13 protein-coding genes are annotated in these 12741 nt (G+C 76.7%); 11 read left to right on the top strand and 2 right to left on the bottom strand.

Going from position 1 to position 12741, the window contains the following annotated elements:
• Nucleotides 1–113: 113 nt before the first annotated feature.
• Nucleotides 114–1298 (top strand): 2-C-methyl-D-erythritol 2,4-cyclodiphosphate synthase, encoded by a 1185-nt coding sequence (gene ispF, locus CCE01nite_RS10430; protein WP_211254543.1) that lies wholly within the window; start codon nucleotides 114–116, stop codon nucleotides 1296–1298.
• A 128-nt stretch (nucleotides 1299–1426) separates the two neighbouring features.
• Nucleotides 1427–1738: a hypothetical protein gene (locus CCE01nite_RS10435; RefSeq protein ID WP_034628857.1), complete on the top strand. Its 312-nt coding sequence runs from the start codon at nucleotides 1427–1429 to the stop codon at nucleotides 1736–1738.
• A gap of 39 nt (nucleotides 1739–1777) precedes the next feature.
• On the opposite strand, the gene CCE01nite_RS10440 is transcribed toward CCE01nite_RS10435, so the two are convergent.
• Nucleotides 1778–2872 (bottom strand): EamA family transporter, encoded by a 1095-nt coding sequence (locus CCE01nite_RS10440; RefSeq protein ID WP_141372316.1) that lies wholly within the window; start codon nucleotides 2870–2872, stop codon nucleotides 1778–1780.
• Nucleotides 2873–2944: 72 nt separating this feature from the next.
• Here CCE01nite_RS10440 and CCE01nite_RS10445 point away from each other — a divergent pair, with 72 nt between their 5' ends.
• On the top strand, nucleotides 2945–3856 hold the full coding sequence (locus CCE01nite_RS10445) for a LysR family transcriptional regulator (RefSeq protein ID WP_141372317.1): 912 nt from the start codon (nucleotides 2945–2947) through the stop codon (nucleotides 3854–3856).
• Between the two features lie 193 nt (nucleotides 3857–4049).
• Here the strand turns inward: CCE01nite_RS10445 and CCE01nite_RS10450 are convergent, their stop codons facing one another.
• Nucleotides 4050–5396 (bottom strand): D-arabinono-1,4-lactone oxidase, encoded by a 1347-nt coding sequence (locus CCE01nite_RS10450; RefSeq protein WP_034634022.1) that lies wholly within the window; start codon nucleotides 5394–5396, stop codon nucleotides 4050–4052.
• A gap of 158 nt (nucleotides 5397–5554) precedes the next feature.
• Here CCE01nite_RS10450 and CCE01nite_RS22110 point away from each other — a divergent pair, with 158 nt between their 5' ends.
• The 8 genes from CCE01nite_RS22110 (at nucleotide 5555) to CCE01nite_RS10485 (ending at nucleotide 12718) form a co-directional block, all read left to right on the top strand.
• Entirely contained in the window at nucleotides 5555–5947 is a 393-nt protein-coding gene (locus tag CCE01nite_RS22110; RefSeq protein WP_052104400.1) for a TetR/AcrR family transcriptional regulator, read from the top strand.
• Nucleotides 5948–5959: 12 nt separating this feature from the next.
• Complete coding sequence (locus CCE01nite_RS22115) at nucleotides 5960–6280, top strand: hypothetical protein (protein WP_052104401.1); 321 nt, start codon at nucleotides 5960–5962, stop codon at nucleotides 6278–6280.
• A gap of 73 nt (nucleotides 6281–6353) precedes the next feature.
• Nucleotides 6354–7589 (top strand): MFS transporter, encoded by a 1236-nt coding sequence (locus CCE01nite_RS10460; RefSeq protein WP_084142903.1) that lies wholly within the window; start codon nucleotides 6354–6356, stop codon nucleotides 7587–7589.
• Nucleotides 7586–8770 carry an alanine racemase gene (locus tag CCE01nite_RS10465; protein WP_034634026.1) on the top strand — a complete coding sequence of 395 codons (1185 nt, stop codon included), beginning with the start codon at nucleotides 7586–7588 and terminating at the stop codon, nucleotides 8768–8770. Before CCE01nite_RS10460 ends, CCE01nite_RS10465 begins: the two co-directional genes overlap by 4 nt.
• A 195-nt stretch (nucleotides 8771–8965) precedes the next feature.
• Nucleotides 8966–10435, top strand: coding sequence for a cysteine--tRNA ligase (cysS, locus tag CCE01nite_RS10470; protein WP_034634028.1), 1470 nt, complete (start codon nucleotides 8966–8968; stop codon nucleotides 10433–10435).
• Nucleotides 10435–11463, top strand: coding sequence for a 23S rRNA (guanosine(2251)-2'-O)-methyltransferase RlmB (gene rlmB, locus CCE01nite_RS10475; RefSeq protein WP_034634031.1), 1029 nt, complete (start codon nucleotides 10435–10437; stop codon nucleotides 11461–11463). The genes cysS and rlmB overlap by 1 nt, the downstream gene beginning before the upstream one ends.
• A 74-nt stretch (nucleotides 11464–11537) precedes the next feature.
• Nucleotides 11538–12071, top strand: coding sequence for a GNAT family N-acetyltransferase (locus CCE01nite_RS10480; RefSeq protein WP_034634034.1), 534 nt, complete (start codon nucleotides 11538–11540; stop codon nucleotides 12069–12071).
• 74 nt (nucleotides 12072–12145) lie between these two features.
• Entirely contained in the window at nucleotides 12146–12718 is a 573-nt protein-coding gene (locus CCE01nite_RS10485) for a GNAT family N-acetyltransferase (RefSeq protein ID WP_034634037.1), read from the top strand.
• Nucleotides 12719–12741 lie beyond the last annotated feature (23 nt).

Here is a 12741-nt window from a genome sequence, read left to right on the forward strand (position 1 = left end):
CGGTCGGGTCGGGGGAGCTGGGCGCATCCGGGGAGTCGGGCGCATCCGGGGAGCCGGGCGCATCCGGGGAGCCGGGCGCATCCGGGGAACCGGGCGCATCCGGGGAACCGGGTGTGAGCGGGGACGCCGACGACGGGGCCCTCGGTGCCGCGGTGACGCGGCCGGGCGTCAGCCTGCTCGTGGTGACCGCGCCGGGCGACCGTGTCGCGGAGTTCACGACGCTGCTGGACGACGCCCGTCTCGGCGTCCCGATCCGCGTCGTCCCGGGCGGCTCGACGCGTCAGGCCTCCGTCGCCGCGGGGCTTGCCGTCGTCCCGCCCGACGCCACGATCGTCCTCGTGCACGACGCGGCGCGCGCGCTCGTGCCCGCCGCGACCGTCGACCGGGTGGTCGACGCCGTGCGCGCCGGGCACCCCGCCGTCGTCCCCGCCGTCCCCGTGACGGACACGCTCACGCGCGTGCGCACCGACGGCTCCGCGGCGGGCACGGTGCCGCGTGCCGACCTGCGGGCGGTCCAGACGCCGCAGGGCTTCGACCGGGCGACGCTCGACCGCGCGCACCACGAGGCGCAGGCCGCGGCGGGCGACGAGGCGAACGCCGCGACCGACGACGCCGGGCTCGTCGAGCGACTCGGGCTGCCGGTGCACGTCGTGGCGGGGCACGACGACGCGTTCAAGGTCACGACCGCCCGGGACCTCGCGCTCGCGGAGCTCGTGCTCGCCGCGCGTGCGGCCGCGCACGACGCCCCGACCGCCCAGGAGGCCCGACCCGTGACCGCCGACGCCACGGCGCCCCAGCCGTCCGCCCTTCCGCGCACCGGGATCGGCGTCGACGTGCACGCCTACGCCGCCGAGCCGCGCGACGGCGACGTCCTGCACCTCGCGGGGCTCGCCTGGCCCGGCGAGCGTCCGCTCGAGGGGCACTCGGACGCCGACGTCGCCGCGCACGCTGCGGCCGACGCGCTGCTGTCGGCCGCCGGGATCGGGGACCTGGGCTCGAACTTCGGGACCTCGGAGCCGCGGTGGAAGGGCGCCGCGGGCACGGTGCTGCTCGCGGAGGCCGCGCGCCGGGTGCGCGCCGCGGGCTTCGAGGTGGGCAACGTCGCCGTCCAGGTGATCGGCAACCGGCCGCGCCTCGGTCCGCGCCGCGCGGAGGCCGTCGAGGCGCTGAGCGCGGCCGCCGGCGCACCCGTGAGCGTCTCCGCGACCACGACCGACGGCCTCGGGCTCACCGGCCGGGGCGAGGGCGTCGCGGCGGTCGCGACGGCTCTCGTCGTCGCGCTCCCGTCCGTCCCGTAGCACCGGCCCGGTGCCCGGGACCGTGTCACCCGTGCGCGGGACACGGCGGCCGCCGACTGTGCACGCAGCGGCACGCGCAGGCGGCGGGGGGTCGCATCACGGTCGGAATGTCTGTACCGTCCCGCTTCGTGACGAAGACGCACCGCCCCCCGACCCGCCCGGTCGAGCGCGTGAGAGCGCTGCCGGGTCACGGGGCTGCACCGGAAGGGCCCGCACCGCTCCCGCAGCGCGAGGGCGTCAACCGGGTGCGCCTGCGCGTGCGCATCCCGACCGACGTGCTGGCCGCCACGATCGACGGACTGGCCCAGCTCGACGACCACCGCGCGCCCGAGCTGTCCGAGAGCGAGGCCGCCTCGGCGCCGCCGCCGCCCGTGAGCGCGGAGCTCGCGACGGGCGCCATCCCGGTCACGCGCGTCCGGCGCCCGACGCCGGGGAGCTGACCCGGCGGAAGCGGACCGGCACCGCGCGCTCGCGGCGGGCTAGCGCACCGCGGCAGCCGGCGAGGCCTCGGCCGCGTGGGGGCGGTCGGGCCCGCCCACGGCAGCGGGCGTGCCGGCGGCCGCACGGGCGTGATCGAGTCCGTCCGCAGCAGCCGGGACGCTCTTGACCGTGCGGTCGTGGTCGCGCCCGTCCGCGCCGGCGACGGCCGGCGTGCCGCCGGCGACGGTCCCGGGAGCCGCGTCCCGCGCGGGTGCGGCGCGCCGGGGACCGGAGCTGCCGAGCAGCACCCCGCCCACCACGAGCGTCCCGAGCGCAAGCTCCACGACCGGCGTCGGCTCCCGCAGCAGGAGCCACGACGCCGCGACGCCGACGACGGGCACCAGCATCGAGAACGGCGCGACGGTGCTCGACGGGTGCCGCGACATGAGCGCGGTCCACAGGCCCGTGCCGAGGAGGGTCGCGACGAGGACCGTGTAGGTGAGCCCGGCGAGCGCGAGCAGGCCGACCGGGGTCCCGAGGGTCGTGAGCGACGTGCCGATCGCCGCGGGGCCGTCGACCACCAGTGCGAGCGCGAGCATCGGCAGCGGCGGGACGACGGACATCCACAGCAGGAGCGCGAGCGGGGAGCCGCTGCGGGCCTGCCGGTTGCAGACGTTGCCGAACGCCCACCCGAGACCCCCGCAGAGGGTCAGGAGGACGGGCAGGAGCGTCGCGGAGCCGCCGAGCTCGGCCCGGTGCACGGCGATGCCCGCGAGGCCCAGCACGGCCAGCGCGATGCCGACGCCCTGCCGGGCGCTGAGCCGCTCGCGCAGCCACACCGCGCCGAGGACGACCGTGAAGGGCGCGGACGACTGGAGGACGAGCGAGGCGAGCCCGGTCGGCATCCCGGCGTCCATCGCGAGGTACAGGAACGCGAACTGCAGGATGCCGAACCCGAGCCCGTAGCCGAGGATCCACCGCCACGGCACGGCCGGCCGGGGGACGAGCAGGATCGTCGGCACGGCGAGCACCGCGAACCGGAGGGCCGCCAGGAAGAACGGCGGGAAGTGCTCGAGCGAGACGTGGATCGCCGTGAAGTTCAGCCCCCACGTGAGCGCGACGACGGCGGCGAGGAGGCGGTCCCGGGGTGGCATGCGTCGATGGTCCTTCCTCACCGGCGCGCAGCACCATCGAAATGTCCTGCGCCGACTCTGTAGCGTGGCTTCATGGACGCACGCCTGCTCGAGACGCTGCGCGCGGTGCACGACCACGGCGGGGTCACCGCCGCCGCCGCCGCGCTGCACGTCACCCCGTCGGCGGTCTCGCAGCAGGTGCGCGTGCTGCAGCGCGAGGTCGGAGCGGTGCTGCTCGAGCGCGCCGGGCGCGGGGTCCGGCTCACGCCGGCCGGTGCGGCGCTCGCCGCCGCTGCCGTCGACGTCGCGGTCGCCGTCGAGCGTGCGCGGGCGGCGGTCGACGCGCACCGCGCCGAGCCGACCGGGACCGTGCGCGTGAGCGCGTTCCAGAGCGCCGCGCAGATGCTCCTGCCGGGGCTGCTCACGCGCGTGGCCCGGCTCGGCGGGATCGCGCTCGAGTGCAGCGACGAGGACGTGGCCCAGGCCGAGTTCGGCGCGCTGACCGCGGACTTCGACGTCGTCGTCGCGCACCGGCCCGACCGTGCCGCGGGCTGGGGCGGCGGGCTGCGCGTCGAGCCGCTGCTGCGGGAGCCCCTCGACGTCGCGCTGTGGCCGGGGCACCCGCTCGCGCAGCGCGCCACGCTCGAGCCCGGCGACCTCGCCGGCGAGGACTGGATCGCGGTGCGCGAGGGCTTCCCGGTCGCCGCGGTGCTCAGCGAGCTCGCCGCGATCGCCGGCTCCCCGCCGCGGATCGTGCAGCGCATCAACGACTTCCACGTCGTCGAGGCCCTGGTCGCCGCCGGCCACGGCATCTCGCTGCTGCCGCGCTACACGACGGGGGCGGCGCCCGACCGGCTGCGGCTCGTGCCCCTCGCCGGCGTCCGGGCGGGCCGCCAGATCGACGCGCTGCTGCGTCCGGACCGGGCCGAGCGCGTCGTCGTGCAGCGCGTGCTCGGCGAGCTCCGCACGCTGGCGCGCGAGATCGAACGGGCCGCGGCGACCTGACGGCGGCTCCGGCCCGCCGGGCGGGACGGCCGCGGGACTCGAGGACGTCAGCGGCCCCACCCTGAGGTCCGCGTGCGCCGCCGCCGTGCGCCGAGGCCGACCCGCGCCGACGCCGGCCCGCGCCCAGACCGGCCCGCGCCCAGGCCGACCCGCGCCCAGGCCGACCCGCGCCCAGGCCGACCCGCGGCGCGCGTCAGGCCGCGCGCTCGGCGGGCGCCCCGAGGACGTGGTCGACGTAGGCGTTCGCGAACCGCCCGCCGGGGTCGGCCTCGGCGCGCACCGCGCGGGCCTGCGCGAGCCGCGGGTACAGCGCGTCGAGCTCCTCGGGCCCGAGCCAGTGCAGCTTGCCCCAGTGCGGCCGGCCCTGGACCTGCGCGACGATCCGCTCGACGGCGGTGAAGTAGCGGCGGTACGGCAGGCGGACGTACTGGTGCACGGCGACGTAGGCGGTCTCGCGCCGGTACGCGGTCGACAGCCACACGTCGTCGGGCGCCGTGTAGCGGACCTCGAGCGGGAACGGGATGCGCTCGCCGCTGGCCGCGAGCCAGCGCTCGATCTCGGCGAGGACCTGCGGGACGGCGGCGCGCGGGATCGCGTACTCCATCTCGCGGAACCGCACGCGGCGCGGCGAGACGAGCACCTCGTGCGACGCGGCCGTGTAGGTGCGGGCGCCGAGCGCGCGGGCGGCGATGCCGTTGACGGACGGGGTGAGCGCCGGGACCGCCGCGGTCAGCGTGTTGGTGGCCGCGAAGACGCCGTTGGAGAGCAGCTCGTCGTCGACCCAGGCGCGGACCCGGGACAGCGGGCGGACGTCGTCGTCGGGCACGCGGTTGTTCCGCTTGGTGAGCGTGCGCCGCGTGTGCGGGAACCAGTAGAACTCGAAGTGGTCGTTGGCCTCGACGAGGCCGTCGGGGCCGTCGAGCTGCTCGAGCACGCGGTCGAGCGGCCAGGGCTCCTCGACGGCCTCGAGCCGGAACGCGGGCACGACGTCGAGCGTGACAGCCGAGAGCACGCCGACGCTGCCGAGGCCGAGCCGGGCGACCTCGAACAGCTCGGGCCGGTGCTCGGGGGAGGCCTCGACGACGTCGCCCGCCGCAGTCACGAGCCGCACGCCGGCGACCTGCGCAGCGAGGCCCGGGAGCCGGATCCCGGTGCCGTGCGTCCCGGTCGAGATCGCCCCCGCGATGGACTGGCGGTCGATGTCCCCGAGGTTGCGCAGCCCGAGCCCGTGCGCGGCGAGCCCCGCGTTGAGATCACCCAGGCGCGTCCCGGCGAGGACGGTCACACGGGCGGTCCCGTCGGCCCGGCGCTCGACCCGCTCGATGCCGGTCATCGCGTCGAGGCTCAGCAGGATGCCGTCGGTGACCGCCGCCCCGGTGAACGAGTGACCCGCTCCCACCGCACGTACCCGCAGGTCACCGGCCCCTCGCACGACGGCGGCGAGCCCCTCCTCGTCGCGCGGCCGGACCCGGCGCACCGGGTTCGACTGCGCGGTGCGCGCCCAGTTCTGCCATTCCCCACGGTTCCCCCCGAAGTTCATGGGGTGACTGTCGATCTGGTCGGCCGTCCAAGTCAAGTGCTCTGCACGCTTGACTATTGTCACGACGCACATTGAGATGGGGTCAAGGGGGCGCACGGGCACCGCAGACCCCGTGTCGCGCGGAGCCCGGGCGAACGAGGGGATCGAACGGGGGACCGATGAACCGCATGCCTGTCGCCGCGAGGCGAGAGCAGCTGATCGAGGCGGCGCTGAGCGTCGCGAGCAGGGACGGGATCGACGCGGCGACGGTACGTGCCGTCGCCGCCGAGGCCGGCGTCTCGCTGGGGGTCGTGCACTACTGCTTCCAGGACAAGGACGAGCTGCTCCGCGCCGTGGCGGACGCGATCACGGTGCAGAACCGGCAGGCGGCCGAGATGGGGCTGCCCGTGGACGCCGACCTGCGCACGACGTTCCGCGCGGCGGTGGAGAGCCTGTGGGACAACATCCGCGCGAACCGGGGTGCCCAGCTCCTGAGCTACGAGCTGACGACGACGTCGCTCCGGCACGCCGAGCTGAACCAGGTCGCGATCGCGCAGTACCGGGGTCAGTAGAACTCCGCCGAGGTGTTCCTCGAGAACATCGAGCAGGCGGTCGGCATCACCTGGCTGGTGCCGCGCGAGCGCCTCGCGCGCTCGCTCGTCGCCGTCGTCGACGGGATCGCGCTCGCGTGGCTCGTCGACGGGGACGACGTGGCGGCGACGACGACGCTCGCGGGGTTCGCGGACTTCCTCGCCTCGCAGGCCGCGACGTTTCCCCGGGAGCTGATCGACGGCCCCGCCGCGTCGGAGGGGGCGGAGCCGTCGGCCCCGCTCACCTACCTCGGCGCGAGCGGCCAGCCCGGCGCGAGCGCGACGCTCCCGGAGCACGCGAGCTCGCACGCGTGACCCGCACGGACATCGGGCACCCGGTCCGACCCCGCGCCGGGTCGGGCCGGGCGGTCCCGGCCGGGGTGCCGGCGTGAGCGGCGGGACGTCAGTCCCCGGCGCACCCGCCGGTCTCGACCTCGGCGGCACCGCACCTGCCGCGCTCCCCGCGGCGGCGCGCGCGGCCCGGGTCGTCGTCGCGCTGGCGTTCGGTGCGCAGGGGCTCGCGTACGGCGCGCTCATCACGAGCCTGCCGGGGTTCAAGGACCGGTTCGGGATCGGCGACGACGTCGTGACGCTCGTCGTCCTGGGCGTGTGCCTCATGGCAGCGGTCGGCACCGTGGTGTCCGAGCGGCAGGCGCGCGGCCCCGGCTCGCGTGCGGTGCTCGTCTCCGGGCTCGCGGGGATCGCCCTCGCGATCCTCGTCGTGGCGCTCGCGCCGAGCCTGCCGGTGTTCCTCGTCGGCTTCGCGCTCTACGGCTTCGGGCTCGGGCAGGTCGACGCGGGCACCAACATGCAGGCCGTCGCGCTGCAGCGCGCGTACGGGCGCAGCATCCTCACCGGCTTCTACGCCGCGTGGTCGATCGCGGGCATCCTCGCGACCGTCTACGTCGGCCAGTACGTCTCGCGCGACGTGCCGCAGCAGGTCGCGCTGCCGGTCGTCGCCGTGCTCGTCGCGGTGATCGGGTTCCTGGTGCTGCGGCGCGGGTGGCGCGCGCACGACGCCCCGCTCGGCGCGCCCGCGGAGTCCGGCGACGGGCGGCGCAGCCCGCTGCCCTGGGGCGCGATCACCGTGCTCGGGGTCGCCGTCGCCGCGTACTTCGTGGTCGACTCCGCCGCGGCGACGTGGAGCACGATCTACCTCGGGGACGTCCTCGCCGCGGCCGACGACGTCGCGCCGCTCGGCTACGGCGCGTACCTCGCGACCACGCTCGTGTCGCGGCTCGCCGGCGACCTCGCGGTGCGGCGCTGGGGACGGGTCGCGGTCGTGCGGACGGCCGGGCTCGTCGGGGCGCTCGGGCTGCTCGCCGTCGTGCTCGCGCCGAACGCGGCCGTCGCGATCGGCGGCCTCGCGCTCACCGGGCTCGGGCTCGGCGTCGTGGTGCCGCTGTGCTTCGCCGCCGCCGGGAACCTCGCGCCCGAGCACGCCGACGCGGTCGTCGCCCGGCTCAACGGCTTCAACTACCTGGGCGCCGTGCTCGGCGGGGTCTTCGTCGGCGCGATCGGCGTCGGCTCGACCCTGCGCATCGGGTATGCGGTCCCGCTCGTCCTCGCCGTCGTCGTCGTGCTGCTCGCGCCGCGCTTCGCGAGCCGCCGGACGGCTGCGTGAGCACGACGCTCGGGGCTCGCCTCGACGCCGCGACCCGCGGGCTGCCCGCGCCGCTCGCGGTCGTCGACCTCGACGCGTTCGAGGCCAACGCGGCCGACCTCGTCCGGCGCGCGCGCGGCGTGCCGATCCGGGTCGCGAGCAAGTCCGTGCGCGTGCGGCACCTGGTCGCCGCGGCGCTCGCGACCCCCGGCTTCGCGGGCGTCATGGCGTACTCGCTGCGCGAGGCGCTGTGGCTCGTCGAGAACGGCGTCGACGACGTCCTGATGGGCTACCCGACCGTCGACACCGCGGCGCTGCTCGAGCTCGGCCGGGACGCCCGCGCCGCTGCCGCCGTCACGCTCATGGTCGACCACGCCGGCCAGGTCGACCGCGCGCAGCGGGCCGCCGCGGCGGGCGGGAACCCGATCGGGGTGTGCCTCGACATCGACGCGTCGCTGCGCGTCGGGGTCGGCCGCGCCGTGCTCCACCTGGGCGTCCGGCGCTCGCCGCTGCACACCCCGCGGCAGGCCGAGGTGTTCGCCGCCGCGGTCGCCCGCCGCGCCGGCCTCGAGGTGCGCGGCGTCATGTTCTACGAGGCGCAGGTCGCCGGGCTGCCCGACTCCGACGCCCTGGTGCGGGCGGTCAAGCGCGCGTCGGTCCGCGAGCTCGACCGGCGCCGGGCCCGGGTCGTCGACGCCGTGCAGCAGGCGACCGGCGAGCCGCTGCGGCTGGTCAACTCGGGCGGCTCCGGCTCGGTCGGGACGAGCGCCGCCGACCCGGCGGTCACCGAGGTCACCGCCGGCTCCGGGCTGCTCGTGCCCACGCTGTTCGACGGGTACCGCGCTTTCGAGCCCCGGCCCGCGGCGTTCTTCGGTCTCGACGTCGTGCGCCTGCCCGGCCCGGGCTTCGCGACGGCGTTCGGCGGCGGGTACGTCGCGTCCGGCCCGGCGACGCGCTCGCGGCTCCCGCGGCCCGTCTCTCCCGGCGGCCTCACGCTCACGCCCCGCGAGGGTGCCGGCGAGGTGCAGACGCCCCTGCGCGGGAGCGGCGTCGCCGGGCTGTCGGTCGGCGACCGGGTGTGGTTCCGGCACGCCAAGGCCGGCGAGGTCTACGAGCGCTTCCCCGAGGTGCACCTCGTGCGCGGCGAGAGGCTCGAGCGCACCGTCCCGACATACCGCGGCGAGGGCCGGACGTTCGGCTGACCCTCGCGCGCGGCCCCCACGGCCGGCCTGGATCGCGCGTCGTGCGGGCCGGCGTCGGGTGACCGGGTGACCAGGTGCCCCGGGGTCGTTCCCGACCAGCCCGGCGTCGGGTGACCGGGTGCCCCGGCTCGCTCCCGACCAGGCCCGTCACCCCGTCCGGCCGGTGCGGACGCCACTCGCCGGTAACCTTGCGGGGTGAGCCTGCGCCTGTACGACACAGCGACCCGCCGGGTGCGCGACTTCGTGCCCGTCCGCCCGGGCTCCGTCGGCATCTACCTGTGCGGCGCGACGGTGCAGTCGCCCCCGCACATCGGGCACGTGCGGTCGAGCATCGCGTTCGACGTGCTCGTGCGCTGGCTGCGGCGCGCGGGCAACGACGTCACGTACGTCCGCAACGTCACCGACATCGACGACAAGATCCTCGCGAAGGCCGACCAGGCCGGCCGGCCGTGGTGGGCGTGGGCCCTCGAGAACGAGCGCGCGTTCACCGCCGCGTACGACGCCCTCGGCGTCCTGCCCCCGACGTACGAGCCCCGCGCGACGGGCCACGTGCCGGCGATGGTCGACCTCATGGAGACCCTGGTCGAGCGCGGTCACGCCTACGTCGCGGGCGACGGCGACGTGTTCTTCGACGTCCGCTCCTACCCCGAGTACGGCGCGCTGACGAACCAGCGGCTGGACGACATGGTGCCCGCGCCCGACGGCGCGCCGACCGACGGCGAGGTGCCGACGGTCGTCAAGAAGGACCCGCGCGACTTCGCGCTCTGGAAGGCCCCGAAGCCCGGCGAGCCCGGGACCGCGTCGTGGGCGACCCCGTTCGGGCGCGGCCGGCCCGGGTGGCACCTCGAGTGCTCGGCGATGGCGCAGCGCTACCTCGGCGACACGTTCGACATCCACGGCGGCGGGCTCGACCTGCGGTTCCCGCACCACGAGAACGAGCAGGCCCAGTCGCGCGCCGCCGGGCTCGGCTTCGCGCAGTTCTGGCTGCACAACGGCTGGGTCACGCAGGGCGGCGCGAAGATGAGCAAGTCGCTCGGCAACGGGCTGCTCGTGAGCGTGCTGCTCGAGACCGTGCGCCCCGCGGTGCTGCGGTACGCGCTCACCTCGGTCCAGTACCGCTCGATGCTCGAGTGGACGCCCGACACGCTCGGCGAGGCCGAGAGCACGTGGGACCGGCTCGCGGGGTTCGTCGAGCGTGCGGCCGAGCGCCTCGGGCCGGGCGCCGCGGTGACGCCCGACGAGGTCGCGACGGGCGAGCTGCCCGCGGACTTCGTGACCGCGATGGACGACGACCTCAACGTGCCCGCCGCGCTCGCCGTGGTCCACGAGCACCTGCGCGCCGGCAACAGCGCGCTCGCCGCCCGCGACACCCCGGCGGTGCGCACCGAGCTCGTCGCGGTGCGCGGCATGCTCGACGTGCTCGGGCTCGACCCGGGCGGCCCGCAGTGGGGCGGCCACGGGACCGACAGCCGCTACGCCGAGGCGCTCGACGCCCTCGTCGCCGCGGAGCTCGCCGCACGCGCCGACGCGCGCGCCGCACGCGACTTCGCCACCTCCGACGCGATCCGGGACCGGCTCGCCGCCGCCGGGGTCGTCGTCGAGGACTCCGCGACCGGCGTCCGCTGGTCGCTCGCAGCACCACCACGTACCGAGGACGACGACTGATGCCAGGGAACTCGCAGCGCCGGGGCGCCACACGCAAGCCGGGATCGAAGAAGGGCGCGAGCATCGGCTCGGGGGGCAAGGGTCGCCAGTCGCTCGAGGGCCGCGGGCCGACCCCGAAGGCCGAGGACCGTCCGTACCACCCCGCGGGCAAGAAGAAGATCGCTGCCGAGCGCCGTGCGGCCACGGGGACCGACCGCGGGCCGTCGGCGGGCGCGCGCGTGGCCGGTGGCGGGGCGCGTGCCTCGCGCAGCGCGGGCGGCACCAAGGGCGGGCGCGGGGTCTCCGCGACCCACGAGATCGTCAACGGCCGCAACTCGGTCGTCGAGGCCATCCGCGCCGGCATCCCGGTCTCGACCGTGTACATCGCGGCCCGGCTCGAGGCCGACGACCGCACGCGGGAGATCCTGCGCGCCGTCACCGAGCGCGGCTACCCGCTGCTCGAGGTCACCAAGCCCGAGCTGGACCGCCTGACCGACGGCTCGGTCCACCAGGGCGTCGCGATCCAGGTGCCGCCGTACGCGTACGGCGAGCCCGACGACCTGCTCGACGTCGCCGAGGCGTCCGGCAGGCCGCCGCTCATCGTCGCGCTCGACGGCATCACCGACCCGCGCAACCTCGGGGCCGTGCTCCGCTCGGCCGGGGCGTTCGGCGTGCACGGCGTGCTCGTGCCCGAGCGCCGCGCGGCCGGGGTCACCGCCTCGGCGTGGAAGGTCTCGGCCGGTGCCGCGGCGCGCGTGCCGGTCGCCCGCGCCACGAACCTCGTGCGCACGCTCGAGCAGTACCGCAGCGCCGGGTGCTTCGTCGTGGGGCTCGACGGCGGCGGGGACACCCCGGTCGGCGACCTGCCCTACGCGAACGACCCGCTCGTCATCGTCGTCGGCTCCGAGGGCAAGGGCCTCTCGCGGCTCGTGCGCGAGCACTGCGACGCGATCGCGTCCATCCCGATCGGCTCCGCGGTCGAGTCGCTCAACGCCGGTGTCGCCGCGGGCATCGCGCTGTACGAGGTCGCGCGGCAGCGCGGGGCCTGACGCCGGGAGGTCGCGGGGCGCGGCGGCGGCGGAATGCCGTCGTGGTGCGTGCGCGGTGCTGGCATCCTGGGCGCGTGCTCCCCGATGAACGCGTCGAGACCGTCCGCCTGCGTCCGCTCGCGCCCGCCGACGAGGCCGAGGCGACCGCCGCGCACCTCGAGCTCGCGGCCGAGGGCTTCACGTTCCTGTTCGGCTTCGAGCCGGGGCAGGACTGGGGCGAGTACCTCGCGGCGGCCGCGCGTGCGGGGGACGGCGCGGACCTGCCCGACGGCCACGTGCCGGCGACGTTCCGGGTCATCGAGGTCGGCGGGCGGTTCGTCGGCCGGGTGTCGGTCCGTCACCGCCTGACCCCGGCGCTCGCCGTCGACGGCGGGCACATCGGTTACGCCGTGCGCGCTCCGTACCGGGGCCGGGGGTACGCGACCGCGGCCCTGCGGCGGGCGCTCGGCGTGGCGCGGGACGTCGGCGTCGACGTGGCGCTCGTGACGTGCGACGACGGGAACGTGGCGTCCGCCCGGGTGATCGAGCGCTGCGGCGGCGTGCTCGTCGACGTCGTGGACACCGAGCACGGGCCGGTGCGGCGGTACCACGTGGGCACGGGGCACTGAGGGCGCCCCTGCCCGACGGGTCAGCACGCCGGTGGTGGCCGCAGGCAACGGTCGGCCGTGTCACGATGGGACCGATGACTACCGAGCTGCGTCGCTGGGACCTCCGCGACGCCCCCGCGCTGCAGGCCGCCCTCGCCGCGAGCGCGGACCTCGCCGTCCAGCTCGGGGGCGGCACCGACCCGCGTGACCTCGAGGCGTGCGAGCGGCTCATCGCGGCGCAGCTCGACTCCTGGGGCCCGGCGCACTACGCGTTCGCGATCAGCGTCGACGGGACCGCGGTCGGCGCCGTGAGCCTGAGCCACGTCGAGCACGTGCACGACTCGGCGTGGGTGTCCTACTGGCTCGCGGCCGACCACCGGGGACGCGGGCTCGCGACGCAGGCGGTCGCGACCGTCGCCGCGTGGGCGTTCGACAGCCTCGGGCTGTTCCGGCTCGAGCTCGGGCACCGGGTCAACAACCCGGCGTCGTGCCACGTCGCCGCGCGCGCCGGGTTCGTCGTCGAGGGCACCGAGCGCCGCAAGCTCCGGTACGGCACCGAGCGCTTCGACGTCGAGACCCACGCGCGCCTGCGGACCGACCCGGCGCCGACGTCGACCGTCTGGCCGATCGTGGGCCTCGACCGCGTCGACGCCCTCGGCACGCGCTGACGCACCGCCTCCGGCCCCGCTCG

The organism is Cellulomonas cellasea (assembly GCF_006538745.1).
GTDB lineage: Bacteria > Actinomycetota > Actinomycetes > Actinomycetales > Cellulomonadaceae > Cellulomonas_A > Cellulomonas_A cellasea.

Coding starts and splice junctions, on each gene's coding strand:
- CCE01nite_RS10440 (WP_141372316.1), bottom strand. CDS start 2,872: ATGCCACCCCGGGACCGCCTCCTCGCCGCCGTCGTCGCGCTCACGTGG.
- CCE01nite_RS10445 (WP_141372317.1), top strand. CDS start 2,945: ATGGACGCACGCCTGCTCGAGACGCTGCGCGCGGTGCACGACCACGGC.
- CCE01nite_RS10450 (WP_034634022.1), bottom strand. CDS start 5,396: ATGAACTTCGGGGGGAACCGTGGGGAATGGCAGAACTGGGCGCGCACC.
- CCE01nite_RS22110 (WP_052104400.1), top strand. CDS start 5,555: ATGAACCGCATGCCTGTCGCCGCGAGGCGAGAGCAGCTGATCGAGGCG.
- rlmB (WP_034634031.1), top strand. CDS start 10,435: ATGCCAGGGAACTCGCAGCGCCGGGGCGCCACACGCAAGCCGGGATCG.
- CCE01nite_RS10485 (WP_034634037.1), top strand. CDS start 12,146: ATGACTACCGAGCTGCGTCGCTGGGACCTCCGCGACGCCCCCGCGCTG.